The sequence below is a fragment of the Streptomyces sp. Ag109_O5-10 genome (assembly GCF_900105755.1).
Classification (GTDB): Bacteria; Actinomycetota; Actinomycetes; order Streptomycetales; family Streptomycetaceae; genus Streptomyces.
In genome coordinates this window covers 1,346,669-1,371,595 of record NZ_FNTQ01000001.1, presented here as the reverse complement: position 1 = coordinate 1,371,595, position 24,927 = coordinate 1,346,669, and the positions used below count along the sequence as shown (strand labels likewise).

Here is a 24,927-nt window from a genome sequence, read left to right as displayed (position 1 = left end):
CTGCCGTCCCCTCGCGTCCGGATCCGCCGTCCCTCACGTATGGAGTACGTCGTGCGCCTCACCCGCCCCCTCACCACGGCCGCCTGCGCCGCGCTGCTGCTGGCCGCCACCGCCTGCGGCTCCTCCGGCTCCGGCTCCTCGGCCGGCCTCAACCCGCCCGACCTCAAACCCCTCGCCAAGCTCGGCAAGTCCGAGGGCCAGGTCAACCTGATCGCCTGGGCCGGCTACGTCGAGGACGGCTCCGACGATCCCAAGGTGGACTGGGTCACCGACTTCGAGAAGCAGACCGGCTGCCAGGTCAACTCCAAGGTCGCCGCCAGCTCCGACGAGATGGTCAAGCTGATGAAGACCGGCCAGTACGACGCCGTCTCCGCCTCCGGCGACGCCTCCCTGCGCCTGATCGCCTCCGGCGACGCGGCCCCCGTCAACACCAAGCTCGTACCGAACTACAAGGACGTCTTCAGCGGCCTGAAGAACGGCGCCTGGAACTCCGTCAAGGGCCAGATGTACGGCATCCCGCACGGCCGCGGCGCCAACCTGCTGATGTACAACACCCAGAAGGTCAGCCCCGCGCCCACCTCCTGGTCCGCCGTCTTCGACGACGCCGGGAAGTACAAGGGCCACGTCACCGCCTACGACTCGCCGATCTACATCGCCGACGCGGCCCTGTACCTCAAGGCCACCAAACCCGAGTTGAAGATCAAGGACCCTTACGCGCTCGACCAGAAGCAGTTCGACGCGGCCGTCGCCCTGCTCAAGCAGCAGAACGCGGACATCGGCGAGTACTGGAGCGACTACCTGAAGGAGATCTCCGCCTTCAAGAGCGGCGACTCCGTCGTCGGCACCAGCTGGCAGGTCATCGCCAACCTGGCCGCCGACGAGGGCGCCAAGGTCAAGGCCTTCGTGCCCAAGGAGGGCTCCACCGGCTGGTCCGACACCTGGATGGTCTCCGCCAAGGCCAAGCACCCCAACTGCGCCTACCAGTGGCTGAACTGGATCGTCTCCCCGAAGGTCAACGCCGAGGTCGCCGAGTACTTCGGCGAGGCTCCCGCCAACGCCAAGGCCTGTGCCCTGACCAGCGACAAGAGCTTCTGCACCGTCTACCACGCGGCCGACGAGAGCTACTGGAAGAACATCGCCTTCTGGAACACGCCCATCGAGCAGTGCCTGGACGGCCGCACCGACGTCAAGTGCGTGCCGTACGCCAAGTGGGTGCAGGCCTGGACCGAGATCAAGGGCTGACCCATGGCCCTGCTCACCCGGACCGCGGGGGCGCTGCACCGGCGCCCCCGGCTCCGCCTCGCCCTGCTGCTGACCGCCCCGCTGCTGTGGCTGGCCGTCCTCTATCTCGGCTCACTGGCCGTGCTGTTCGTCTCCGCGTTCTGGACGACGGACTCCTTCACCTCCGAGGTCGTCAAGGTCTGGTCGACCGACAACTTCCACGAGCTGTTCACGACGCCGGTGTTCCGGCAGGTGATCCTGCGCAGCGTCGGCGTGGCCCTCGCGGTGACCGCCCTGTGCGCGGTGCTGGCCTTCCCGGTCGCCTTCTACACCGCTCGCATCGCCAGGCCGAGCCGGCGCCCGCTGCTCGTGGTCGGCATCCTCACGCCGCTGTGGGCGAGTTACCTGGTCAAGGTGTACGCCTGGCGGCTGATCCTGTCCGAGGGCGGGCTCGCCGACTGGCTGCTCAAGCCCTTCGGGCTGAGCGGGCCGGGCTTCGGACTGCCGGCCACCGTGCTCACCCTGACCTACCTGTGGCTGCCGTACATGATCCTGCCGATCCACACGGCGCTGGAGCAGCTGCCCGACAACCTCCTCGACGCGTCGGCCGACCTGGGCGCCCGAGCCGGGCGGACCTTCCGGTCGGTGGTGCTGCCGATGGTGCTGCCGTCCGTCGCCGCCGGATCGGTCTTCACCTTCTCGCTCAGCCTCGGCGACTACATCACCGTGCAGATCGTCGGCGGCAAGACCCAGCTCATCGGCAACCTCGTCTACGCCAACATCGAACTCAACCTGCCCATGGCCGCCGCCCTCGCCACCGTGCCCGTCGTCGTGATCGTGCTCTATCTGCTCGCGATGCGTCGTACGGGTGCGCTGAGCAGTCTGTAGAGGAGCCCGCCGTGCAACTCTCCCGTTCCGCGCGGATCGCCCTGCGCCTCGCCGCAGGGCTGGGCTTCGCCGTGATCTACGTGCCGTTGCTGCTGGTCCTCGTCAACTCCCTCAACCCCGACCGCAGCGCCGGCTGGCCCCCGCCCGGCCTGACCACCCGCTGGTGGTCGGCCGCCTGGCGCAGCTCCGGCGCCCGCGAGGCCCTGTGGACCTCGGTGAAGGCCGGGCTCGGCGCCACCGCGATCGCCCTGGTGCTCGGCACGCTGATCGCCTTCGCGGTCGCCCGGTACCGCTTCTTCGGCCGGGACGCGCTCTCCTTCGTGGTCGTGCTGCCGATCGCGCTGCCCGGCATCGTCACCGGCATCGCCCTCAACTCGGCCTTCAGCACGGTCCTGGAGCCGCTCGGCGTCGGGCTCGGCCTGTTCACCGTGGTCGTCGGACACGCCACCTTCTGCGTGGTGATCGTCTTCAACAACGTCGTCGCCCGGCTGCGCCGCACCTCCGGCAGCTACGAGGAGGCGGCAGCCGACCTGGGCGCCGACACCTTCCGCGCGTTCGTCGACGTCACCTTCCCGCTGGTGCGTTCGGCGCTGCTCGCGGGCGGCCTGCTCGCCTTCGCGCTCTCCTTCGACGAGATCGTGGTCACCACCTTCACCGCCGGTCCTGGCGTCCAGACCCTGCCCCTGTGGATCTTCGACAACATGACCCGCCCACAGCAGGCTCCGGTGGTGAACGTGGTGGCGGCGGTCCTCGTCCTGCTATCCGTCCTCCCGATCTACGTCGCGCAACGCCTTTCGGCGGACACGGCGACCGGCAGCCGGGTCTGAGAGGGTACTGAGCGAGACTTCTCCCTTTTCGTTCCTGACCGCCCGCGCCAAGGTGCTCCACCTGTGCGCGTACCGTGCACGGCGCGAGGCCGCGCGGCCTTCCGACCTCGGCGAGCGCGATGCCGGCCGAGCGGCGGACACCCTCGGCCAGAGGCACGAGCGCTGCCGGTCAGTGCCGGTCGCCGACGAGAGTGAGGGCGCGCGTCTCGGGGACTCCCAGCATCAGCAGGCTCGTGATCGTCGCCGCTCGGGCGCCGGGGGCCCCGCCCGACAGGTCGCTGTCCGCGATGGCGAACACGACGCCGTAGGCGACCTGGCTCAGGATGCCCGCCGGCAGGTGCCGTGCGAACACCTCGGTGTCCTGGCCCCGTCTCACCAGGTCGGCGAGGAGCTCGTCGACCGGCCCGAGCAGGCCGTGGATCGCCTCGCCGTACTCGCCACGGCGCAGCGCCAGCAGCACTCGGTACCGGTGCGCCACCGGCCAGAGGCGGGCGATGAATGCGACCCATGCCGCGTCCGCTTCCGTGCCGGAGGCGTCGACTTCGGTGAGCACGGCTGTCATCTCGGTGACGGCCCGTTCCGTGAGTGTGCGGATCAGGTCGAGGCGCGAGGGGAAGTGGTCGTAGACCGTGCGACGGACGACGCCCGCAGCGGAGGCGATGTCGCCCATTCCGGCGTCGGGGTTGTCTCCCAGCACATTGAGGGCGACGTCGAGGATGCGATCGCGCGTCTCCATCATCGAGCGCACGCGGGAGGACTCGGTGGGCACGGCACCAGTATTGCACACCGGTGTACAGTGAGATTGGCTGTACAGCAGTGTGCAGTGGAGATGTGTGCTGCGCTTCGAAGCCCAGGAGACGAGAAGAAGGCAATGACCGCACCGACGCCGCAGGCCGCGGCCCTCGTTCGCCCGTTCACCGTCTCGATCCCGGAATCGGAGATCGACGACGTCAAGCAGCGACTGGCCAGAACCCGATGGCCGGATCCGGAAACGGTGGGCGACTGGTCCCAAGGGGTTCGCGTGGAGAACGCCAGGTCTCTGGCCGAGTACTGGGAGCGCGGCTACGACTGGCGGCGCTTCGAGTCCGACCTCAATCGTTTCCCCCAGTTCCTGACCGAGATTGACGGGCTGGACATCCATTTCATCCATGTCAGGTCCAAGAACCCCCACGCGATGCCGCTGATACTCACGCATGGATGGCCGGGCTCGATCGTCGAGTTCCTGAAGCTGATCGGCCCGCTGACCGATCCGGTCGCGTTCGGAGGGGATGCCGCCGATTCGTTCGACGTCGTCGTCCCGTCGCTCCCCGGGTTCGGGTTCTCGCAGAAGCCCACGGAGACCGGCTGGACCGTGTCGCGCATCGCAAGCGCGTGGGCGGAGCTGATGAAGCGTCTCGGCTACACCAGATGGGCCGCGCAGGGCGGCGACTGGGGTGCCGTCGTCACCACCGCCCTCGGGGCCATGCAACCTGAGGGGCTTCTTGGAATTCATCTGAACACCCAGTACGCCTTTCCCGCACAGATACCCGGCACCTTGTCTCCCGAAGAGCGCTACGCCGTGGAGACCCTCGCCCTCTACACCGGCGACCTCGGTGGGTCCAACCACCTTCAGGGCACGAAACCGGAGACGGTCGGATTCGCCCTGGCGGACTCTCCCGCCGGCCAGGCGGCCTGGATCTACGAGAAGTTCCAGTCCAAGACCGACAACCACGGGCTCGCCGAGGACGCTCTCGGCATCGACGACATGCTCGACGCGATATCCCTCTACTGGTTCACCAACAGTGCGGCGTCGTCGGCCCGCATCTACTGGGAGAACAGGTCGCTCACTTTCGCCGGCCCGAAGGTGACGCTTCCGGTCGCGGTGACCGTCTTCCCGAAGGACATCCCACGCGTGCCACGCAGCTGGATCGAAGACACCTACAGCAACCTGATCCACTACGGCGAGGCCGACAAGGGCGGGCACTTCGCGGCCCTGGAGCAGCCCGAGATCCTTGTCAGCGAAATCCGCACCGGCCTGCGCACCCTTCGTTCCTGACACCACGTGCGAGTTCGGCGGACAATGAGCGAGTCAGTGGGTGCTTGAGCCAGTGGGTGCTTGAGCCGTGGTCGCCCAGCGCCGTGCGGACGTGCCCGCGTCCGCAGCGACGAGGGGGCGTCCGCCGGCGTGGACGTCCCCTGCCGCCGTGGCCTGAACGACCGGTGACCCTGTGCGGTCGGAGCGTCTAGAGCTGCGAAGCCCCTCCGTCGACAGGGAACTCCGTTCCCGTCGAGAAGGTCGCACCGAACGCCAGGTAGGCGACCGCGGCGGCCACTTCCCCGGACATCCCGAGCCGCTGCATGGGGATGGTGCTCCGGTAGGTGTCCTTCATCGCCTCGGCGACGTCGGCGGGCACGGAGCGGTCCAGGATGCCGGTGTCGATCGGGCCGGGGCTCACGGCATTGACACGCACCCTGCGCGGCAGCAACTCGCGGGCCAGGGTGCGTGTCAGCGACCGCAGGGCCGCCTTGCTCGCCGAGTAGACGCTGAGCGCGTCGAGGCCCAGGACGTTCACCACCGACGTGGTGAGGACCACGCCGCTTCCCTCGCGCAAAAGCGGCGCCAACGCCTGCACCGTGAAGTAGGGGCCCTTGGTGTTGATGGCGAACAGCGTGTCGTACATCTCCTCCGTCGTCGAGTCGAACGGCGCGGACGCGGTGACACCGGCGTTGACGAACAGCGCGTCCACCTCGCCGAAGCAGTCCCGGACCGTGCCGGCCAGCGCCTCGATGTCCTTCAGGTTCGCGGTGTCGCTGCGGACGGCGACCGCCTGGTCCCCCAACTGCTCCACCGCGGCGTCCAGGGTGGACCGGGTGCGGCCGGTGATCAGTACGCGCGCCCCGCCCTCCACGAACAACCGGGCCGTGGTCAGGCCGATCCCGCTGCTCCCACCCGTGATCACGATCTTCTTGCCTTCATAAGTGCTCATGCCGCCAACCCAAATGCCCGCCCGCACTGCCTGTCCAAGACCTGTTCCGTATGCCGCCATGCCCCGGGCGCATGACGACACGCGACGTACCCTGGGCGAATGGACGTCGATCTGCGGCTCGTGCGCTACTTCACGGTCGTGGCGGAGTACGGCAACTTCGGCCGGGCCGCCGCCAGGCTGCACCTGGCACAGCCGTCGCTGAGCCGTCAGATCCAGCGACTGGAGGCGGAGCTCGGAGTCCGGCTGTTCGACCGCTCGCCGCAGGGCAGCAGCCTCACCGAGGCCGGTCAGGCGTTCCTGCCCAGGGCCCGGACGCTGCTCCAGGAGGCCGAGCAGGCCGCTCGCACGGCCAGAGCAGCCGCCCGGCCCCGCACGCTCACCGTCGGTTACGTCGAAGGACTGGTCATCACCGCCTGTGTGCAGGAGCTGCGCCGCCGGCACCCGGAGGGCCAGGTCCGCACCCGGCACCTCGACTGGCGGGACACGCGCGCCCTCGCCGAGGGGCGGGTCGACGCCCTCGTCGCGTACCGGCCACTGCCCTTCCCCGTGGACGGCCTCCGGGTGACCGGGCTCCACGAGGAGTCGCGGGTTCTCGTCACGTCGGCCGGACATCGTCTGGCGAAGGAGAACGCTGTCAGCCCGCGGGCTCTGTCGGCCGAGGAACTGGTGGCCTGTGCCGGCACTCCGGTTGTCTGGAGCACGCCCAAGCCGGTCGGCGACCGCCCGGCACCACCCCCGCCCGCGATCGACGACAGCTTCGAGGACAAGCTGGAACTCATCGCCACCGGCCACTGCGTCGCGATCTTCCCTGCCGGCGACCGACGCGCCGCCGTGCGCGAGGACCTCGCCCTGGTGCCGGTCGTCGACATCGATCCCTGCGAGGTCGTACTCGTCACGCGCGCCGACGACCACAATCCGCTGCTCGGAACCCTGGAAGACGTTGCACGTGCACTCCTCGGTGCCGCCTCCCGGCGGGAGGGCGGCGAACTGCCGGTCAACTGAACCCCGTGGCCTCCAGGAGGTGTTCCACCTGGCTGTCACCGTGCCGCACGGTCAGGGGGCCGTCGGCCGCTCGCCGGGTGGCTCGAACTCCACCCGGTACGCGATCGCCGTGGCATGAGCGACGTGCCTCGGCCCACGCCGGAGTCCGGACCTCCCCGCTGCGGCAGGATGTGTGCCACTGCTCTCCACCCCATTACGCAAGAAGCTTGCGTTGCTTGCGCTACTCTTGCGTGCATGACGCGACGACTTGCGGAAGTAGCCAAGAAGGTCGGGGTCAGCGAGGCCACGGTCAGCCGGGTGCTCAACGGCAAGCCGGGGGTCTCCGAGGCGACCCGGCAGGCGGTGCTCTCGGCCCTCGACGTGCTCGGGTACGAGCGCCCCACCCAACTGCGCGGTGAACGCGCCCGGCTCGTCGGTCTGGTCCTGCCCGAGCTGCAGAACCCCATCTTCCCGGCGTTCGCCGAAGTGATCGGCGGCGCCCTGGCCCAGCTCGGCCTCACGCCCGTGCTGTGCACCCAGACCAAGGGCGGGGTCTCCGAGGCGGACTACGTGGAGCTGCTGCTGCAACAGCAGGTCTCCGGCGTGGTGTTCGCCGGCGGGCTCTACGCCCAGGCCGAGGCGCCGCACGACCACTACCGGCTGCTCGCCGACCGCAACATCCCGGTGGTACTGGTCAACGCGGCCATCGAGCACCTCGGCTTCCCGAGCGTGTCCTGCGACGACGCGGTGGCGGTGGAGCAGGCCTGGCGGCACCTCGCCTCCCTGGGGCACGAGCGCATCGGCCTGGTCCTCGGCCCCGGCGACCACGTCCCCTCGGCCCGCAAACTGGCCGCCGCGCGGGCGATCGGCGACGTGCCGGACGAGTTCGTGGCCCGCGCGATCTTCTCCATCGAGGGCGGTCACGCGGCCGCGTCCCGGCTCATCGACCGGGGCGTCACGGGCATCATCTGCGCCAGCGACCCCCTCGCCCTGGGCGCCGTGCGCGCGGCCCGCCGCAAGGGGCACGAGGTGCCCTCCCGGGTCTCGGTGGTCGGCTACGACGACTCGGCGTTCATGAACTGCACCGAGCCCCCGCTCACCACCGTCCGGCAGCCCATCGAGGCCATGGGCAGGGCGGCCGTCGAACTCCTGAACGCGCAGATCGGCGGGACGGTGGTGCCGGCGGAGGAGCTGCTGTTCGAGCCCGAGCTGGTCGTCAGGGGGTCGACCGCGCAAGCGCCGAAAGCCTGAGGCTCAACAGATCCCATCCTCTGTCGAATAATTACAGATTCTGCGTGACATCTTGCGCGGCGGTGCTGCCGGTGCTTGAGTGTGCGGCGCCCACCGATCCCGGTGCGGCGCCCAACTGCTCCTGTTCTGGGGGGTCCACCGATGTCCAGCACCGGGTTCCGCCGTGCTCTCGTCGCGTTCGGCGTCTGTTCCTCGCTCGCGCTCTCGGCCACGGCCTGCGGGTCGAGCAACGACGACGCGGGCAGCGGCAAGACGCGCATCACCGTCAACTGCGAGCCGCCGAAGAGCGCCAAGGTCGACCGGTCGTTCTTCGAGCAGGACGTCGCCGACTTCGAGAAGAAGAACCCGGACATCGACGTCGTCACGCACGACGCGTTCCCCTGCCAGGACCCGAAGACCTTCGACGCCAAGCTCGCCGGCGGCCAGATGGAGGACGTGTTCTACACGTACTTCACCGACGCCAAGCACGTCGTGGACATCAACCAGGCGGCCGACCTCACGCCGTACCTCAAGGAACTGAAGAGCTACGACACCATCCAGAAGCAGCTGCGGGACATCTACACCGTCGACGGCAAGGTCTACGGCATCCCGCGCACCGGCTACTCGATGGGTCTGATCTACAACCGCAAGCTCTTCCAGCAGGCCGGCCTCGACCCCGACAAGCCGCCGACGACCTGGGAAGAGGTCCGCGCGGACGCCAAGAAGATCGCCGCGCTCGGCAACGGCGTGGTCGGTTACGCCGACTACAGCGCGCAGAACCAGGGCGGCTGGCACTTCACGGCGGAGATGTACTCGCAGGGCGGCGACGTGGTGTCGGCCGACGGCAAGTCGGCGACCGTCGACACCCCCCAGGGGCACGCGGTCCTGCAGAACCTGCACGACATGCGGTGGACCGACAACTCGATGGGCAGCAAGCAGCTCCTCATCATCAACGACGTCCAGCAGATGATGGGTTCGGGCAAGCTCGGCATGTACCTCTCCGCGCCGGACAACATCCCGATCCTGGTGAAGGAGAAGGGCGGCAACTACAAGGACCTCGCCCTCGGCCCGATGCCCGGCGGCCAGGGCACCCTCATCGGCGGCGACGGCTACATGTTCAACAAGAAGGACACCCCCGCCCAGATCCGCGCCGGCCTCAAGTGGCTCGACTCCATGTTCCTCACCCCCGGTGACGGCTTCCTCGGCGACTACGCCCGCGCCAAGAAGAACAACGCGCCGGTCGGCCTGCCCGAGCCGCGCCTGTTCACCGGCGCCGCCGACGCCAAGGACCAGGCGGTCAAGAAGGCCAACGCCAACGTGCCGGTGGAGAACTACCAGGCGTTCCTGGACGGCAACCAGTCCCTGCAGATGAAGATCGAGCCGCCGGACGCCCAGCAGATCTACTCCGTCCTCGACGGCACCGTCTCCGCCGTCCTCACCAAGAAGGACGCCGACATCGACCAGCTCCTCAAGGACGCCAACGACAAGATCAACGGCATCCTGGCCCGAGGCTGACCGCGATGACCAAGACGGCCGAGCACCGACCCGCCCCGGCGGCGGTCGGTGCCCGACAGACCCCGGCGCCGCCCCCGGCAGGGGACCGGAGGCGGCGCCGGATCACCGACCAGGTCCGCGCCTACGGCTTCCTGCTCGGCGGACTGATCTGCTTCGCGCTGTTCTCCTGGTACCCGGCGATCCGCGCCGTGGTGATCTCCTTCCAGAAGTACACGCCGGGCTCGTCCGCCGAGTGGGTCGGCACCGCCAACTTCACCCGGGTCCTGCACGACCCGGAGTTCTCGGCGGCCTGGCGCAACACCGCCACCTTCACGCTGCTGGCCCTGCTGATCGGCTTCGCGATCCCGTTCGTCCTCGCCCTGGTGCTCAATGAACTGCGGCACGCCAAGGCGTTCTTCCGGGTCGTGGTCTACCTCCCGGTGATGATCCCGCCGGTGGTCAGCGCGCTGCTGTGGAAGTGGTTCTACGACCCAGGGGCCGGCCTCGCCAACGAGACGCTGCGCTTCCTGCACCTGCCCACCTCGAACTGGACCAACGGCACCGGCACCGCGCTGGTCTCCCTGGTGATCGTGGCCACCTGGGCCAACATGGGCGGCACCGTCCTGATCTACCTGGCCGCCCTCCAGTCCATCCCCGGCGAGCTCTACGAGGCCGCGGAACTGGACGGCGCGAACCTCCTGCAGCGCGTTCGGCACGTGACGATCCCGCAGACCCGCTTCGTCATCCTCATGCTGATGCTGCTTCAGATCATCGCCACCATGCAGGTGTTCACCGAGCCGTTCGTCATCACGGGCGGCGGCCCGGAGAACGCCACGGTCACCGTGCTCTACCTGATCTACAAGTACGCCTTCCTCTACAACGACTTCGGCGGCGCCTGCGCGCTCAGCGTGATGCTCCTGGTGCTGCTCGGCATCTTCTCCGCCGTGTACCTGCGGCTGACCCGGTCCGGGGAGGACGGATGAGCAGCGCCACCCGCACCCTGATCTCGCCGGCGACCCTGGCCCGTCCGCGCGGGAAGGCGGCCTACTGGACCGTCTTCACCGGTGTCGTCCTCCTCTTCGCGCTCGCCTTCCTGTTCCCCGTGTACTGGATGGTCACCGGCGCGATGAAGTCGCCGGACGAGATCGCCCAGACCCCGCCCACCGTCATCCCCAAGCACTGGCACCTGTCCGGCTACACCGACGCCTGGGACCTGATGCAGCTCCCGGAGCACCTGTGGAACACGGTGGTGCAGGCCGCCGGTGCCTGGGCCTTCCAGCTGGTGTTCTGCACGGCCGCCGCCTACGCCCTGTCGAAGCTGAAGCCGGCCTTCGGCAAGGTGATCCTCGGCGGCATCCTGGCCACCCTGATGGTGCCGGCCCAGGCCCTGGTCGTGCCCAAGTACCTGACCGTCGCCGACCTGCCGTTCATCCACACCAGCCTGCTGAACGACCCGCTCGGCATCTGGCTGCCGGCCGTCGCCAACGCCTTCAACCTCTATCTCCTCAAGCGGTTCTTCGACCAGCTGCCGCGCGACGTGCTGGAGGCCGCCGAGATCGACGGCGCCGGGAAGCTGCGCATCCTCTGGTCCGTGGTCCTGCCCATGTCCCGTCCGGTCCTCGGGGTCGTCTCGATCTTCGCCCTGGTGGCGGTCTGGCAGGACTTCCTGTGGCCGCTGATGGTCTTCTCCGACACGGACAAGCAGCCCATCAGCGTGGCCCTGGTCCAGCTGTCGCAGAACATCCAGCTCACCGTGCTCATCGCCGCGATGGTGATCGCCAGCATCCCGATGGTCGCGCTGTTCCTCGTCTTCCAGCGGCACATCATCGCCGGGATCAGCGCGGGCAGCACCAAGGGCTGACGGCCCTTCCTCCGACAGAAAGGTTCGCCCAGTGGGACAGCCCAGCCATGCCCCGAAGGACCAGGACTGGTGGCGTTCGGCCGTCATCTACCAGGTGTACGTCCGCAGCTTCGCCGACAGCGACGGAGACGGCACCGGCGACCTCGCGGGCGTCCGCGCGAAGCTGCCGTACCTCGCCGCACTCGGCGTGGACGCGCTGTGGTTCAGCCCCTGGTACCCGTCGCCCATGAAGGACGGCGGCTACGACGTCGCCGACTACCGGGCCATCGACCCGGCGTTCGGCACCCTCGCCGAGGCCGAGAAGCTCATTTCCGAGGCGCGGGAGCTGGGCATCCGGACGATCGTCGACATCGTCCCGAACCACGTCTCCGACCGGCACCCGTGGTTCCAGGCGGCGCTGGCCGCCGGGCCGGGCAGCCCGGAGCGCGAGCTGTTCCACTTCCGCCCCGGCCGCGGCCCGAACGGCGACCTGCCGCCCAACGACTGGCCGTCGCAGTTCGTCGGCTCCACCGAACCGGTCTGGACGCGGCTGCCCGACGGCGAGTGGTACCTCCACCTCTTCACCCCGGAACAGCCCGACCTCAACTGGGCCCACCCGGCGGTCCACCAGGAGCACGAGGACATCCTGCGCTTCTGGTTCGAGCGGGGCGTCGCGGGCGTCCGCATCGACTCGGCCGCGCTGCTCGCCAAGGACCCGGACCTGCCCGACCTGGCCTCGCAGCCGCACCCGCACCCCTTCGTCGACCGAGACGAGCTCCACGACATCTACCGTGCCTGGCGCGCGGTCGCCGACGTCTACGACGGGGTCTTCGTCGGCGAGGTCTGGCTCCCGGACGCCGAACGCTTCGCCCGCTACCTGCGCCCCGACGAACTCCACACCGCCTTCAACTTCTCCTTCCTGTCCTGCCCCTGGGACGCGGGCCGGCTGCGGACCTCGATCGACACCACCCTCGCCGAGCACGCACCGGTCGGCGCCCCCGCCACCTGGGTGCTGTGCAACCACGACGTGACCCGTACGGCCACCCGGTACGGCCGCGAGGACACCGCCTTCGACTTCGCGGCCAAGGCCTTCGGTGTCCCGACCGACCTGGAGCTGGGGACGCGCAGGGCCCGTGCGGCGGCGCTGCTCTCCCTGGCCCTGCCCGGCGCGGTCTACATCTACCAGGGCGAGGAGCTGGGGCTGCCCGAGGCCGACATCCCGGTCGACCGCATCCAGGACCCGATGTACTTCAGGTCCGGCGGCACCGACCCCGGCCGGGACGGCTGCCGGGTGCCGCTGCCCTGGGCGGCCGGGGCGCCGCACGCGGGCTTCGGCTCGGGGGAGGAGCCGTGGCTGCCGCAGCCGGCCGGCTGGGCGTCGTACGCGGTCGACCTGCAGCAGGACGACCCCGGCTCCATGCTGGCGCTGTACCGGCGCGCCGTCGCCCTGCGCCCGCGCTTCGGTGCGGGCCCGCTGACCTGGCTGCCCGCCCCCGAGGGCGTCCTCGCCTTCAGCCGCGCCGACGATGTGACCTGCGTGGTCAACCTGGGCGCGACCCCCGCCGAACTCCCGGCCCACTCCGAACTCCTGCTCAGCAGCGGCCCGCTGGACGACGCGGGCCGGCTGCCGCAGGACACGGCGGCCTGGCTGACGAACTGAGCCGCCGGTACCGCTCGCGCTGTCCCCGTCCCCCGCCCCGAAGGGATCAGCACGTGCAGCGCAGCATAACCGTCCATGTCAGGAGCATGTCAGCCGTAGCGGCGCCGTGGCGCTCGCCGCGGGCATGCTCGCTGCCCTCGCCCTCGCCCTCGCGCCCGCCGCCCACGCGGCCGCGGGGGCCGGCCTCCCCTTCACCTCGGTGGAGGTGTATCCGACCCCCTGACCGGGCCCTCCCCCCGGGGAACCCCGCGCTTCGCCGCCTGGATCTGCTCGTAGACGTGGGTCCGCAGCTCGGCGAAGCGCGGGGCGATCCGCGTGTGCAACTGGTCGCGCTCGTCCGGCAGATCGACCTTCAGCTGGTCCTGGACGACGGTGGGGGAGGCGGAGAGGACGACCACCCGCTGCCCAGATAGACCGCCTCGTCGATGTCGTGGGTGACGAACAGGATCGTGATCCCGCGTTCCCGCCACAGCCTTCGGACCAGGTCCTCCAGATCGGCCCGGGTCTGGGCGTCGACGGCGGCGAACGGCTCGTCCATGAGCAGCACCCGCGGTTCGTAGGCCAGGGCGCGCGCGATCGCCACCCGCTGCTGCATGCCGCCCGACAGCTGCCACAGACAGGCGCCGGCGGCGTCCGCGAGACCGACCGAGCCGAGCGCGTCGGCGACCAGCCCCCTGCGCCGCTCGCGCGGCAACCGCTTCTGCTTCAGCGGGAGTTCCATGTTCTGGGCGACCCGCATCCAGGGGAACAGGCTGCGGCCGTACTCCTGGAACACGAACGCCATCCCGGGCGGCGGGCCGGTCACCCTCCGCCCCTCCAGGAGGACCTCACCGCCGGTCGGGGAGAGCAGGCCACCCACGCACTTCAGCAAGGTGGTCTTGCCGCACCCCGACGGGCCCACGAGGCAGGCGAGTTCGCCCGCCGCGACGGTGAAGGTGAGGTCCCGCACCGCCTCGACGCGCGAGGCGGCCGTGTGCGTCGCCCAGGTGCCGGCCCGGCGGGTCATGGCGGCGGCCGTCGCGGTGGGCTCGCGCTTCCCGGCGCGCGGTACGGCGGTGGGCCGCGCGATGCCGGCCGGCGCGCCGGAAGCCGAACGAGCCGGACGTGCCGCGCCCGCCGGGGAGCACGTGCTGCTCGACGGCGACCCCGAGGACGGCGTGACGACACTGGCCGCCCCGGTCCGGGACCGGAGCGGCCGGGTGGTGGCCGGGGTGAGCCTCGCGGTGCACTCCGGGCGGATGTCCGCCACGGCGGCCGCCGCGACCTGCTGCCGGGGCTGCGGGTGGCCGTGGCGGCGATCGAGGCGGACCTGTGGATCACAGATCCAGCACCAGGCGCGCCCCCCGGCACCGCGACACGCAGATGAGCATGGTCTCCCCGGCCGCCCGTTCCTCCTCGGTGAGCACCGAGTCCCGGTGGTCCGGGTCGCCTTCGAGGACATCCGTCTCACACGTCCCGCAGGTGCCCTCGGTGCACGAGTAGAGCACCTCGACCCCGGCCGCGCGGACCGTGTCGAGCACGGAGACACCGGGCGCGACGGTGAGGGTACGTCCGCTCTGCGCGAGGACGACTTCGAACTCCCGCTCCCCGTCCGCCTCCCGGGCCTTCGGCTGGAACCGTTCGACCCGCAGCACGCCGGCCGGACAGCGCTCCTCCACCGCGTCCAGCAGGGGCCCCGGACCGCAGCAGTACACGAGGGTGCCGTCCGGGACGTCGTCGAGTACCGCGGCCAGGTCCAGCAGCCCGGCCTCGTCCTGCGGGACGACGGTGACGCGCTCGCCCCCGTACCGCGCCAACTCACCCGTGAACGCCATGGACCGCCGGGTCCGGCCGCCGTACAGCAGCGTCCACTCGGCGCCCGCGGCCTCGGCGGCGGCGAGCATGGGCAGGATCGGGGTGATGCCGATGCCGCCCGCGACGAACCGGTAGCGGGACGCGGGTTCGAGCCGGAAGTGGTTCCGCGGCCCGCGCACCCGAACCGTGTCGCCGACGCCCACCTGCTCGTGGACGTACGCGGATCCGCCCCGCCCGGCCGGCTCCCTCAGCACCGCGACCCGCCAGCCGGACCGGTCGCCGGGATCCCCGCAGAGCGAGAACTGCCGCTCAAACCCGGGTCCGAGCAGGACATCGACGTGCGCCCCTGGCTCCCAGCCGGGGAGTTGCTCGCCGAGGGGGTGCCGAAGGGACAGGGCGACCACACCGTCGGCGACCGTCTGCCTTTCGCTCACGACCAGTTCGGCTTCGTACAGGCTCATGCGGTGCGCTCCGGTGGCTGGTGGCCTTCGGGGTGGCCGAGCATCCACTCCCACATCTCGACCGGGTCCTGGGCGGTGTGCTCGGCGCCGCAGTGACAGGTGCCGTGCAGGACGTCGGTGCCCGGCAGCCAGTCGACGCGGTAGACCTCCCCGGTCGAACGGGTCTCACTCGCCGGTGCGGTCACAGGACCTTCTCCACGGGCTTGTCGCCCTGCTCCACCAGCCGGGCGAGGATACGGCGGGCGGCCAGGCCGCCGGTGTCGATGTTGATGCTCAGTTCCTGGTAGCCGGTCCGCTCCGAACCCAGCGTCCGCTGCAGGAGGTTGAGGGCGTCCACGTCCTGCATGACCACCGTGTGGTTGTTGCTCCGCAGGAACTCGGTGACCTCGGCGTCGTCGGTCGCCCAGTCCCGGGAGACCATCCAGAAGTCGTACACCTTGCCGTCCGAGGACGGGGTGATCGCGTAGGTGATCTCGGTGTGGAAGCCGTTCGGATCGCTGCCGTCCGCTTCAGGCACCACCCCGGCCGGCGCGATCCGGCTGTGCAGCAGATACAGGCACGGCGCGTGGTACTCGATGTCCTGCCAGCGCGTGATCCGGCCCTCGATGCCGGTGGAACGGGCGTAGAACGGCGGGCACTCGGCGTCGTCCATGTGCCGGCTGACCCGCACGATCCCGGCGCCCTCGTCGACCTCGGTGGTGATGGGCGTCTCGGCGACCTCGGGGGTGCCTATGTAGCCGCCGTGCAGATAGGTCTCGTGGGAGAGGTCGAGGAGGTTGTCGACGAGGAGACCGTAGTCGGCGTCGATGGGCTCCATGCCGCGCACGGTCAGCCAGCCGGGGGAGTCGAGGTGCCGGGCGCGCGGGACGGTGCCCGCGTCGGCGAGCGCCGGGTCGCCGACCCACACCCACACCAGCGAGTCCTGCTCGACCACCGGGTAGGAGGCGACCCGTGCGGTGCGCGGGATGCGTTTCTGCCCCGGCACGTACACGCAGGCGCCGGTCCGGTCGTAGGTGAACCCGTGGTATCCGCACACGATCCGGTCGCCGTCGAGCCCGCTCTCCGACAGCGGGTAACGACGGTGCACACAGCGGTCGCTGAGGGCGACGGGCGTGCCGTCCTCCTCCGCCCGGTAGAAGACGAGGGGTTCCCCGAGAATCGTCCGCCCGAGCAACTCGCGCCCGACCTCGTGACTGTAGGCGGCGACGTACCACTGGTTCCTGGCGAACGCGGTGATGTGCGGCATGGCTGCGGCTCCCGTCGATGGGTGGTGGCGTCATCGTCGATACCGGCCGCACGGGGGCGCAATACGGCTTCCGTGTCACGGAAGAGTGCTTGGATACTCCCTGGTGGGAGCGCTGATGCTAGGCACTGTGCCGCTGCGCGTCGGCAAGGGTGTCAGCAACCATGCCGTCTGCCCGCGGTTTCGGGCGTGTTCATCGGTGACCACCTGGTTGAGATATGTGTCCGCTTTCTCGCTTCTCCGGCACTTCTTTGGCGGCATGCGGCTGGTACAGCGGCAGATTCCGCATAACTGCAGATCAGGCTGGATCGCCGTCGTGGGGGCGGAGGTCGGGGGGCGAATCCGGGTCGAATTCGCCATCCAGTCGCCGTGTGCGGTGGATTCTTGCAGGTCGGCGGTATGGCTAGAGGGCGTGACGCATGGTTGCGTCAGCGGCTGTCGAGCCCGAGGGGGGTGACCGGTCCTTGGCCTGCAGGCGAAAGTCCACCGATGCGGGGCGAATATCGGCCGGAAGCGATGAATGCAACCATTTAGCGGCTCGAAGAATCCTGGCGGTCACCTGCTGGTGGTCGTCCCACACCACGTCCTTGGCAAAGCCCCGGACAAGTGTCAGCCGCAGGATCGCCCGGACAGGTCCTGGCGAGCCCCCTCGCGATGTGCACGGGTGGTGACGCGGATCACGGCCGCCGGCCGCCGTGTGGCATGACGTAGGTCACAGCTGCAGGTTTTGGCGCTCTCTGGTGTAAGAAACGGGCCGCCTCCCGCATTGCTTGGTGTGAGAGCCGAGACGGAGGGAGGGCGCGTGACACCTGTTGAGCGCTTTCGGGGTGTCTACGAGGAGTGCCATCCGCGTGTCCTCGCCTATGCCACGAGTCTGGTCGGACGTGAGGTGGGGGAGGACGTCACCAGTGAGACGTTCACGGTCGCCTGGCGGCGGATGGGCGACATGCCTCACCCGGCGCTGCCGTGGCTGCTCGGCGTGGCCCGCAACCTGGTGCGCGAACTGCGCGCCGCCGGGACGCGCACCAGTACCTCCTCGCGACCGAGGAGGCACAGCGCATCAGCAGCGGCGCCGAGGCCCACGTCGGTGACGTCGCGGCCGAGGTCACCGACCGGCACATCGCGCTGCAGGCGCTCGCGAGCCTGCCGGAGGTCGACCGGGAGCTGCTGACCCTGCTCGCCTGGCACGGCCTGAGCGCCAAGGAGGCCGCCCGGGTTCTGGGCTGCACCACCGCGACGCTGACCGTCCGCCTGTACCGGGCCCGCCGCCGTCTGGAGAAGGCCCTGGAGACGGCGCAGGCGTCGGGGACGGCGTCGGCCGCTTCCCCGGAGACCGCCCTTCCCACCACCCACCACCAAGGAGCCCCCGCGTGAAGGACACCACCAAGCGGTCCCAGCGGCCCGACGTCATCAAGGTGCTCGCGCAGGCGCGGCCCGACGACCTGAATCCGTCCTTGCTGGCGGACTCGGCGCGGCAGCGGCAGGATTTCGCGCGCATCGTCGCCGAGTCGACGGACATCCACGCGGCGAACCTCACCGAAGCGCGCCGCAGGAGCGGTTTCCGCCCGCTGGGGGCGGTGGCCCTGACCGCCGTGGCGGCATCCGCGGTGGTGATCGTGGGCGCGGTCGACCGGCAGGGGCCGGCCGACCGGCCGGCCGCCCAGGCGCGGTCGTCGGCTCCGTCACGGACGCCCGCCCCAGGGGCGGACATCCGTGTCGACGGCCACATCGAACTGCTCAGCGCGGCCACGCACGCGGAAGCGTCGCCCGCCGGGGGGACGTACTGGCAGACCACCACGCGGTCGCGGCACGTGGACGTCGCCGAGGCGAACGGGCGGCTCATCGCCGTGAGCAGAACAGGGACCGACCAGTGGTCGGTGGGCGTACGGCCCGGCACGAACAGCCTGATGGTCACCGGGGAGAACTCCGTGACCGAGCCCATGACAGCGGCGGACAGGGAACGCTGGAAGGCCGCCGGCTCACCCCGCACGGTCGTAGCCGAGATCGGGATCACCTCCGGGACGGCCAAGATCGCGTACACCGTCGGGCCCGGGCACCCGACGCTCATGCGGACGAGCGTCGACGACAAGATCTACGCCGTCGGCCCGAACAACGTCTCCTACCAGGACCTGCGTGCGCTGCCCTCCACCACCGCCGGGCTGCGCCGCCACCTGGAGACGCTGTACGCGCAGGACAGCGGGGCCGAGGGCGGTGCGGCGGGCCGCAGCGCCTGGATGCTGCGTCAGGCGGGCAACCTCATCACGATGCCCGTGAAGCCCGCTGTACGGGCGGCGGCCTACCGTGTGATGGCCGGCCTGCCCGGGGTCCGGGTGGTCGGGCACGTCACCGACCCACTGGGCCGCGAAGGCGTCGCGGTCGAGTTCCCCAAGGCCTACCCGACACCACTGGGGACCACCAGGGAGCGGCTGGTCGTCGACCCGTCCACCGGCTCGATGCTCAGTGACCAGACGCTGCTGCTCGAACCCTCCGCCCGGGCCGAGAAGGCAGGTCTCAAGGCCGGTACGACGGTCGGCGACGAGGCGACGACGCGGATGGGCTGGGGCGAGCAGCAGATCACCGTGCCGAAGAACGCCCGGAGCTGAGCCGGAACCGACCGAACAGCCCGACCGGGAGCACGCCGTGGGCAGACCGGCCCGCCCACGGCGCATCCCGCACCACGGCGCATCCCGCACCACCGACGCGCGCCCGGCCGCCTGTGTGACACGGCAGCCGGCCGGGGCACAGCCATGCCCCGGCCAACCCGTTGCCCCGCGACGAACGGCCTCGGTCTGGTCGTAGGCGGCCCGGAGCGCCGTCCGAACCGCGTTGAAGCCTGCCGGGCCATCCGGCTGCCGAACCGTCTCCGCGGTCGAGATTCTGCGACACGTTCTCCCATCCTCTTGAGGAAGCCCGCACTTATGTATCTGCCCAGAACTGCCCTCTCGGTGACCGCAGTGGCCATCGTCTCCACGCTGGGCATCACTGCGTATCAGCACATAACCGATGAAAGCCCTACCCTGAACTCCGGCAAGGCCTCAGTCGCCCACGGCGCCGCAGCCAAGCCGCCGGTGCCCACTCCCGCCACACCACGGGCGACGGTTCAGCCGCGACCGGAGTTCCCCGCCCAACTGCCCGGACTCGGCCCCAAGACCTCGGCCCAAGTCCCGCGGAACACGCGGCAGGTACTTCTCGTCACGGGAACGGGGAAGACCTCAGCGTCCGCGAAGGTCGTACTCTGGCAACGTGTCGACGGCGGGTGGCGTCCCGGGGCGGTGTGGGCCGCGCACAACGGCTACAAGGGCTGGACCGACGAACACTACGCGGGTGATCTGCACAGCCCCATAGGGGTGTTCGGTCTCACCGACGCCGGCGGCCGCCTCGCCGACCCCGGCAGCAAACTGCCGTATCACCAGTCGGGCGCCTTCTACACCAACGACGTCGGCCTGGAGGGCGAGTCACTCCACGGAGTCTTCGACTACGTCATCGCCATCAACTACAACCGCCTGCCCGGCACATCACCGATGGACGGCACCGAGCCCCTGGGCGAGAACCGGGGCGGGGGCATCTGGATCCACGTCGACCACGGCGGCCCCACACACGCCTGCGTCAGCATCTCCAAGGCCCACATGAAGCAACTGCTGCGCACGCTGGATCCCGTCGACCACCCTGTCGTGGTCATGGGTGACGCGGCCTCCCTCGCACGATGACGATCCCCAGGTCCACAGGAGCAATCGTGTCCTCCCTCTCCCGTCTCACCGTGATCACTCTCGTGGCAGCCGGGGCGTCGGTCCTCGGCGCTTGTGCGGGTCCGGACTCCGGTACCGCGCCCACAGCGCAGGGAACACCGCATTCCGGGCAGCGGGCCGCAACCGCCTTCCGGCTCACCACCGGCGCTGCCGACGGCGAGCAGCACGCGTCTTCCGGCAGCGCGGGCGACGTCGAAGTCGTCGGCGGGAAGATCTCGTCGGTCACCCTCACCACCGGCCAGGGACAACCCGTACGGGGAACCGTGACCGCCGACCACCGCCACTGGTCTCCCGATGCCGATCTCGCGCACGGCACCACGTACCGTCTGGTGGTGCGAGCCTCGGACGACGCGGGCCGTACCCGGACGAGACAGCTGTCCTTCACCACACTCGCGAAGGACCAGCGCCTGATCGGTGTGTTCACCCCCGAGGACGGATCGACCGTCGGTGTCGGCATGCCCGTGTCGGTGTCCTTCAACAGACCGGTCGCCGACAAGAAGGCCGTCGAACGCGGCATACGCGTCACCGACGACAGCGGTCAGCCCGTTGTCGGCCACTGGTTCGGCGACCAGCGCCTGGACCTGCGCCCGCAGACGTTCTGGAAGGCGCACACCCGCGTCACCCTGAGCCTGCACCTCAACGGCGTGAAGGGCGCCGCAGACGCATACGGCACCCAGGACAAGACCGTCCGTTTCACCATCGGCCGGCGGCAGGTCTCCACCGTCGACGCCGCCTCGCACACGATGCGCGTCGTCCGTGACGGCCGGACGGTCCGTACCGTCCCGATCACCTCCGGAGCGCCCGGCCGCACCACCTACAACGGGCAGATGGTGATATCCGAGAAGCTCAGATCCACGCGGATGGACGGCGCGACCGTGGGATACGCCGGAGAATACGACATACCGGATGTCCCGCATGCCATGCGCCTGTCCACCTCCGGCACCTTCATCCACGGCAACTACTGGGCCCCCGATTCCGTCTTCGGGCACTCCGACGTGAGTCACGGCTGCGTGGGCCTGAACGACGTCCGCGGCGGCGGCGACCCCACCCAGGACGCCGCCTGGTTCTACGACAACTCGCTCATCGGCGACGTGGTCGTCGTCGAGCACTCCCACGACCACACCATCGCTCCCGACAATGGCCTCAACGGCTGGAACATGTCATGGCGACAGTGGGAGGCCGGGTCGGCGCTCGGGTAGATCCCATCCCCGAACGAGCGCCCGCACACACCGGCCGGGGGCGTGTGTCAGGCCCCGGTCTCGTGGAACCATTCGCGCAGGCGTTGCAGAAGCCTCTCCGGCTGCTCCTCGGCCATCCAGTGGCCCGAATCCTCGACGGGCCTGACGGTGACGTGCTCGGCGACCTCCGAGAGCATTTTCTCGGCGATGGGCAGGAAGAAGCTGGCGGTCCCGCCGAGTCCGAGGACGGGCATCTTGAGCTTGCCCTTTTCCGCCAGGACGCGCCGGTTGTCTTCCGCGTCCTTCTCGAAGGCCCTGAACAGTTCGAGGCCCGCCCGCATGGCTCCCGGCTGGGTGTAGTCGGCGACGTAGCGTTCGGCATCGGCGCCGGATGACGCGCTTGACCAGCGGAAGCGCCGCCCGCAGCCGTTTGTTGTAGCCGGACTGCTGGGGCAGATACGGGAACATGTCGGCCAGGTGCCTGCGAGCGAAGCGTAGCCACCGGGCCTCGGAGCGGTGGCCCAGCAGGGCCTGGGCGACCGCCAGGCAGACCAGTTCGGAGTCGCTGAGCAACGGCGGGCGCCCCAACCACCGTATTCCTCCGATCTCGTCGTCGACCTTCACGTAGAGTGCGGTCAAGAGGGTCTCGAGGTCTGTCGTCACAAACAGATCAACGAGACCCTCGGTCTTTCCCCAGGCCCGACATAGGACTTACTCGTCGAGAGGTCATGGAGCCGGTGGGGGAGTCGAACCGGAGCAGCCGCGCAGGGCAACTCTCCGTACACCCGCAAGGCTCTCAGTCGGCCGAAGGCGCCGGCCCATCACGTGGGCGCGCGACACGTGGCTGCTGTAGTGCATTTCGACTTGGGTGCCCGCTCATAGCCAAGTGCAGACAACGTGTCTGCCTCTCTGGGGCTCCATGCGTGGGGCCGCGGGCTGTCAGGAGGCGGCAGTGCTGTCCGGCCCGCCCGCTCAGGGCGTTCCGGCGGGCGAGGTGCCGGTGGTGTGGCGGTGGAGGTTGGCCGTCAGCCGCCGGACGAGATCCTGGGTATGGGTGATCTCGGCGGGGGTGAGCCCGATGGCGTCGCCGATGACGGGCGGGATGCTCGCGATGTGCCGGTGCATGGCGCTGCCCTGCGGGGTGAGGGCGACTTCGACGACGCGTTCGTCGTCGGTGCGGCGTGTGCGGGCGAGCAGGCCGTTCGTCTCGAGGCGTTTGATCAGCGGGGTGACGGTGCCGTAGTCCAGCTGCAAGGTGGCGACCAGGTCTTTCACCGTCATGGCGCCGTGTTCCCCGAGGGCGACCAGGGTCAGGTACTGCGGGTAGGTCAGGCCGAGGGGGTCCAGGAGCGGCCGGTAGGCCCCGGTGATCGCGCGGGAAGCCGCGTACAGCGAGAAGCACAGATGGTCGTCCAGCAATGGCGGTGGGAGAACCGGCTCCGGCTGGGGCGTGTCCTGGTCGTCCCTCATGGTCCGTTCCTCTCACTTCGCGGTCGGTCGGCGTGTGCACGTGGAGGGCACCCGTACCACTCTCCCATCACCAGGCGAAGCAAAAGGATTGTGCACAACTAACTTGTGCACAATAGAAGTGTTCGCTAGGTTTCTCCGTGTCGGCAAGGACGGCAACGCCCGAAGCGGCCGGCCGACCGGAATCAGCGCATACCTGAAGGGGAATCGCCATGAAGCTCACGACCGCCCTCCGCCCCACCCGCAAGCGTGTCGCCGTCCTCGGCGCCGCCGCCGCAGCGGCGGCCCTGGCCCTGGCGGTCACCGCCCCTGCGGACGCCACCGGCGCACACCACACGCCGGACACGAAGCCCACGGTGGTCCTGGTCCACGGCGCGTTCGCCGACTCCTCCAGCTGGAACGGCGTCGTCAAGCGCCTCCAGCACGACGGCTACCGCGTGGTCGCCCCCGCCAACCCGCTGCGCGGCCTGGCGAGCGACGCCGACTACCTCAACAGCTACCTCAAGAGCGTCAAGGGCCCGATCGTGCTGGCCGGCCACTCCTACGGCGGCGCCGTGATCACCCAGGCCGCCGCCGGCAACCCCAACGTCAAGGCCCTCGTCTACATAGCGGCCTTCGCCCCCGACAAGGGCGAGAGCGCACTGGAGCTGTCCAACAAGTACCCCGGCAGCACCCTCGGCCCGACCCTCGACGCCGTGCCCTTCCCGCTCCCCGGCGGCGGCACCGGAACCGACCTCTACATCAAGGCCGACAAGTTCCACGACCAGTTCGCCGCCGACGTCCCCACCCCCGTCACCGACCTGATGGCCGCCACCCAGCGCCCCGTCGCCTCCTCCGCCCTGGAGGAAAAGGCCACCGAGACCGCCTGGAAGACCATCCCCTCCTGGGACCTGATCACCACTAACGACAAGAACATCCCGCCCGCCGCTCAGCGCTTCATGGCCAAGCGCGCCCACTCCCACACCACCGAGATCGCCGCGTCCCACGCTGTCTCGGTCTCGCGCCCCGGCACCGTCACCCGCGTCATCGAACAGGCTGCCCGCACCGCCACGCGCTGAACCGCCGCCCCGCATCCCCGGGAAGTCGGCCGCTGCACACAGACACCCTCGGGCCCCTCGTGACTCAGTCGTACCCCCGCACCGCAGAAGAAGGAGAACCACCGTGGCCAACTACACCGCTTCCGTGAACGTCACCGGCGAAGGTCGCAACGGCGGCCGCGTCCAGTCCGACGACGGCCTCCTGACCGCCACCCTCGCCCTGCCCAAGGAACTCGGTGGCGCCGGCGACGCCACCAACCCCGAGCAGCTGTTCGCCGCCGGCTGGGGCTCCTGCTTCCTCGGGGCTCTTCGCCTCGCCGCCACCCAGCGCAAGATCCGACTCACCAGCACCGCCATCGACACCAAGATCACCCTCGCTCACGGCGACGACGGCTTCAGTCTCGCTGCCGTCCTCGACCTCGAGATCGGCGGCGTCGACCAGGACACCGCCACCGACCTCGCCGAGGCCGCCCACCAGATCTGCCCCTACTCCAAGGCCACCCGCGGCAACATCCCCGTCACCATCAACGCCACCGCGGTCTGACCTCCTTCACGCACCGCCACCCACCACGGCCGCCGTCTCCTGCCGGAGACGGCGGCCGGGCCGTGTTCACAAGCAGACGCGGTGATTCAGGGCGACGTCTCTGCTCGGTGGGCACCGGACCGTGACCGGAGGATTCCCCGTCCGGCCCAGGACGGTCAATCAGTCGGCGCGCGCCCTCCGGGGCCGACGAGCGTCATCTGCAACGCCTGCCCATGCAACGCCTGCCCACCACTACTGCTGAGCGGCCTTCGGTTGATTTCGATCATCGGCAGCAGGGTCGCGGCGGCGGGAAGGTCGATCCGTCGCGGGGTGGGCCCGCTGGTGTGGGGGCGTCGGTGACGGTGGTGTCG

23 protein-coding genes and 2 pseudogenes are annotated in these 24,927 nt (G+C 69.8%); 17 read left to right on the top strand and 8 right to left on the bottom strand.

Features of this window, described 5'->3' with window-relative positions:
• Positions 1-51 precede the first annotated feature (51 nt).
• From BLW82_RS06410 to BLW82_RS06400, 3 genes are read left to right on the top strand one after another with little or no spacing between them, the layout of a single operon-like run.
• Positions 52-1,242: an ABC transporter substrate-binding protein gene (locus BLW82_RS06410; RefSeq protein WP_093507886.1), complete on the top strand. Its 1,191-nt coding sequence runs from the start codon at positions 52-54 to the stop codon at positions 1,240-1,242.
• A 3-nt stretch (positions 1,243-1,245) separates the two neighbouring features.
• The gene (locus BLW82_RS06405) at positions 1,246-2,109 is read left to right on the top strand and encodes an ABC transporter permease (RefSeq protein ID WP_093497890.1); all 864 of its coding nucleotides are present in this window, start codon (positions 1,246-1,248) and stop codon (positions 2,107-2,109) included.
• Between the two features lie 11 nt (positions 2,110-2,120).
• Positions 2,121-2,936 (top strand): ABC transporter permease, encoded by an 816-nt coding sequence (locus tag BLW82_RS06400; RefSeq protein ID WP_093497889.1) that lies wholly within the window; start codon positions 2,121-2,123, stop codon positions 2,934-2,936.
• A 169-nt stretch (positions 2,937-3,105) separates the two neighbouring features.
• Here the strand turns inward: BLW82_RS06400 and BLW82_RS06395 are convergent, their stop codons facing one another.
• The gene (locus tag BLW82_RS06395; RefSeq protein ID WP_093497888.1) at positions 3,106-3,705 is read right to left on the bottom strand and encodes a TetR/AcrR family transcriptional regulator; all 600 of its coding nucleotides are present in this window, start codon (positions 3,703-3,705) and stop codon (positions 3,106-3,108) included.
• A gap of 33 nt (positions 3,706-3,738) precedes the next feature.
• On the opposite strand from BLW82_RS06395, the gene BLW82_RS06390 reads away from it, so the two are divergent.
• Positions 3,739-4,971, top strand: coding sequence for an epoxide hydrolase family protein (locus tag BLW82_RS06390; RefSeq protein ID WP_256215667.1), 1,233 nt, complete (start codon positions 3,739-3,741; stop codon positions 4,969-4,971).
• Positions 4,972-5,158: 187 nt separating this feature from the next.
• On the opposite strand, the gene BLW82_RS06385 is transcribed toward BLW82_RS06390, so the two are convergent.
• Positions 5,159-5,902, bottom strand: coding sequence for an SDR family oxidoreductase (locus tag BLW82_RS06385; RefSeq protein WP_093497886.1), 744 nt, complete (start codon positions 5,900-5,902; stop codon positions 5,159-5,161).
• Between the two features lie 99 nt (positions 5,903-6,001).
• Here BLW82_RS06385 and BLW82_RS06380 point away from each other — a divergent pair, with 99 nt between their 5' ends.
• The 6 genes from BLW82_RS06380 to BLW82_RS06355 all read left to right on the top strand — a co-directional run bounded on the left by BLW82_RS06380 (position 6,002) and on the right by BLW82_RS06355 (position 13,107).
• On the top strand, positions 6,002-6,904 hold the full coding sequence (locus BLW82_RS06380; protein WP_093497885.1) for a LysR family transcriptional regulator: 903 nt from the start codon (positions 6,002-6,004) through the stop codon (positions 6,902-6,904).
• A gap of 234 nt (positions 6,905-7,138) precedes the next feature.
• Positions 7,139-8,134 (top strand): LacI family DNA-binding transcriptional regulator, encoded by a 996-nt coding sequence (locus tag BLW82_RS06375; RefSeq protein WP_093497884.1) that lies wholly within the window; start codon positions 7,139-7,141, stop codon positions 8,132-8,134.
• 141 nt (positions 8,135-8,275) lie between these two features.
• A complete protein-coding gene (locus BLW82_RS06370; RefSeq protein WP_093497883.1) occupies positions 8,276-9,628 on the top strand; it encodes an ABC transporter substrate-binding protein in 1,353 nt (450 codons plus the stop codon).
• Positions 9,629-9,633: 5 nt separating this feature from the next.
• A complete protein-coding gene (locus BLW82_RS06365; protein WP_093497882.1) occupies positions 9,634-10,590 on the top strand; it encodes a carbohydrate ABC transporter permease in 957 nt (318 codons plus the stop codon).
• Positions 10,587-11,468 (top strand): carbohydrate ABC transporter permease, encoded by an 882-nt coding sequence (locus BLW82_RS06360; RefSeq protein WP_093497881.1) that lies wholly within the window; start codon positions 10,587-10,589, stop codon positions 11,466-11,468. The genes BLW82_RS06365 and BLW82_RS06360 overlap by 4 nt, the downstream gene beginning before the upstream one ends.
• Positions 11,469-11,499: 31 nt before the next feature.
• Positions 11,500-13,107: a glycoside hydrolase family 13 protein gene (locus BLW82_RS06355; RefSeq protein ID WP_093497880.1), complete on the top strand. Its 1,608-nt coding sequence runs from the start codon at positions 11,500-11,502 to the stop codon at positions 13,105-13,107.
• A gap of 191 nt (positions 13,108-13,298) precedes the next feature.
• Here the strand turns inward: BLW82_RS06355 and BLW82_RS06350 are convergent.
• From BLW82_RS06350 to BLW82_RS06335, 4 genes and pseudogenes are all read right to left on the bottom strand, one after another.
• Positions 13,299-14,113: pseudogene (locus BLW82_RS06350) on the bottom strand (ABC transporter ATP-binding protein).
• Between the two features lie 310 nt (positions 14,114-14,423).
• Positions 14,424-15,362 carry a PDR/VanB family oxidoreductase gene (locus BLW82_RS06345; protein ID WP_093497879.1) on the bottom strand — a complete coding sequence of 313 codons (939 nt, stop codon included), beginning with the start codon at positions 15,360-15,362 and terminating at the stop codon, positions 14,424-14,426.
• Positions 15,359-15,547: a hypothetical protein gene (locus BLW82_RS06340; RefSeq protein WP_093497878.1), complete on the bottom strand. Its 189-nt coding sequence runs from the start codon at positions 15,545-15,547 to the stop codon at positions 15,359-15,361. Before BLW82_RS06340 ends, BLW82_RS06345 begins: the two co-directional genes overlap by 4 nt.
• Entirely contained in the window at positions 15,544-16,608 is a 1,065-nt protein-coding gene (locus BLW82_RS06335; protein WP_093497877.1) for an aromatic ring-hydroxylating oxygenase subunit alpha, read from the bottom strand. The genes BLW82_RS06340 and BLW82_RS06335 overlap by 4 nt, the downstream gene beginning before the upstream one ends.
• A 772-nt stretch (positions 16,609-17,380) precedes the next feature.
• On the opposite strand from BLW82_RS06335, the pseudogene BLW82_RS46220 reads away from it, so the two are divergent.
• From BLW82_RS46220 to BLW82_RS06315, 5 genes and pseudogenes are all read left to right on the top strand, one after another.
• Positions 17,381-17,554, top strand: a pseudogene (locus BLW82_RS46220) (hypothetical protein); the annotation flags it as partial.
• 17 nt (positions 17,555-17,571) lie between these two features.
• The gene (locus BLW82_RS06330) at positions 17,572-17,979 is read left to right on the top strand and encodes an RNA polymerase sigma factor (protein ID WP_256215666.1); all 408 of its coding nucleotides are present in this window, start codon (positions 17,572-17,574) and stop codon (positions 17,977-17,979) included.
• The gene (locus BLW82_RS06325) at positions 17,976-19,208 is read left to right on the top strand and encodes a CU044_5270 family protein (protein WP_093497876.1); all 1,233 of its coding nucleotides are present in this window, start codon (positions 17,976-17,978) and stop codon (positions 19,206-19,208) included. Before BLW82_RS06330 ends, BLW82_RS06325 begins: the two co-directional genes overlap by 4 nt.
• A 315-nt stretch (positions 19,209-19,523) precedes the next feature.
• Positions 19,524-20,312, top strand: a complete 789-nt coding sequence (locus tag BLW82_RS06320) for a L,D-transpeptidase family protein (protein ID WP_093497875.1) — start codon at positions 19,524-19,526, stop codon at positions 20,310-20,312.
• Between the two features lie 26 nt (positions 20,313-20,338).
• The gene (locus BLW82_RS06315) at positions 20,339-21,550 is read left to right on the top strand and encodes a L,D-transpeptidase (RefSeq protein WP_177232855.1); all 1,212 of its coding nucleotides are present in this window, start codon (positions 20,339-20,341) and stop codon (positions 21,548-21,550) included.
• Between the two features lie 47 nt (positions 21,551-21,597).
• Here BLW82_RS06315 and BLW82_RS44275 read toward each other — a convergent pair whose 3' ends face one another.
• Both BLW82_RS44275 and BLW82_RS06305 read right to left on the bottom strand, forming a co-directional pair.
• Positions 21,598-21,870, bottom strand: coding sequence for an alpha/beta fold hydrolase (locus tag BLW82_RS44275; protein ID WP_177232854.1), 273 nt, complete (start codon positions 21,868-21,870; stop codon positions 21,598-21,600).
• A 631-nt stretch (positions 21,871-22,501) separates the two neighbouring features.
• Positions 22,502-22,999, bottom strand: a complete 498-nt coding sequence (locus tag BLW82_RS06305; RefSeq protein WP_093497873.1) for a MarR family winged helix-turn-helix transcriptional regulator — start codon at positions 22,997-22,999, stop codon at positions 22,502-22,504.
• A 209-nt stretch (positions 23,000-23,208) separates the two neighbouring features.
• On the opposite strand from BLW82_RS06305, the gene BLW82_RS06300 reads away from it, so the two are divergent.
• Complete coding sequence (locus BLW82_RS06300; RefSeq protein ID WP_093497872.1) at positions 23,209-24,054, top strand: alpha/beta fold hydrolase; 846 nt, start codon at positions 23,209-23,211, stop codon at positions 24,052-24,054.
• A 103-nt stretch (positions 24,055-24,157) separates the two neighbouring features.
• Complete coding sequence (locus BLW82_RS06295; protein ID WP_093497871.1) at positions 24,158-24,577, top strand: organic hydroperoxide resistance protein; 420 nt, start codon at positions 24,158-24,160, stop codon at positions 24,575-24,577.
• The last annotated feature ends 350 nt before the right edge of the window (positions 24,578-24,927 follow it).

What these genes read in the sequence shown, in the direction of transcription:
- BLW82_RS44275 (WP_177232854.1), bottom strand. Translation starts at nt 21,870, where the DNA reads ATGCGGGCGGGCCTCGAACTGTTCAGGGCCTTCGAGAAGGACGCGGAA.
- BLW82_RS06305 (WP_093497873.1), bottom strand. Translation starts at nt 22,999, where the DNA reads ATGAGGGACGACCAGGACACGCCCCAGCCGGAGCCGGTTCTCCCACCG.
- BLW82_RS06375 (WP_093497884.1), top strand. Translation starts at nt 7,139, where the DNA reads ATGACGCGACGACTTGCGGAAGTAGCCAAGAAGGTCGGGGTCAGCGAG.
- BLW82_RS06405 (WP_093497890.1), top strand. Translation starts at nt 1,246, where the DNA reads ATGGCCCTGCTCACCCGGACCGCGGGGGCGCTGCACCGGCGCCCCCGG.
- BLW82_RS06345 (WP_093497879.1), bottom strand. Translation starts at nt 15,362, where the DNA reads ATGAGCCTGTACGAAGCCGAACTGGTCGTGAGCGAAAGGCAGACGGTC.
- BLW82_RS06380 (WP_093497885.1), top strand. Translation starts at nt 6,002, where the DNA reads ATGGACGTCGATCTGCGGCTCGTGCGCTACTTCACGGTCGTGGCGGAG.
- BLW82_RS06365 (WP_093497882.1), top strand. Translation starts at nt 9,634, where the DNA reads ATGACCAAGACGGCCGAGCACCGACCCGCCCCGGCGGCGGTCGGTGCC.
- BLW82_RS06370 (WP_093497883.1), top strand. Translation starts at nt 8,276, where the DNA reads ATGTCCAGCACCGGGTTCCGCCGTGCTCTCGTCGCGTTCGGCGTCTGT.
- BLW82_RS06320 (WP_093497875.1), top strand. Translation starts at nt 19,524, where the DNA reads ATGTATCTGCCCAGAACTGCCCTCTCGGTGACCGCAGTGGCCATCGTC.
- BLW82_RS06300 (WP_093497872.1), top strand. Translation starts at nt 23,209, where the DNA reads ATGAAGCTCACGACCGCCCTCCGCCCCACCCGCAAGCGTGTCGCCGTC.
- BLW82_RS06335 (WP_093497877.1), bottom strand. Translation starts at nt 16,608, where the DNA reads ATGCCGCACATCACCGCGTTCGCCAGGAACCAGTGGTACGTCGCCGCC.
- BLW82_RS06360 (WP_093497881.1), top strand. Translation starts at nt 10,587, where the DNA reads ATGAGCAGCGCCACCCGCACCCTGATCTCGCCGGCGACCCTGGCCCGT.
- BLW82_RS06385 (WP_093497886.1), bottom strand. Translation starts at nt 5,902, where the DNA reads ATGAGCACTTATGAAGGCAAGAAGATCGTGATCACGGGTGGGAGCAGC.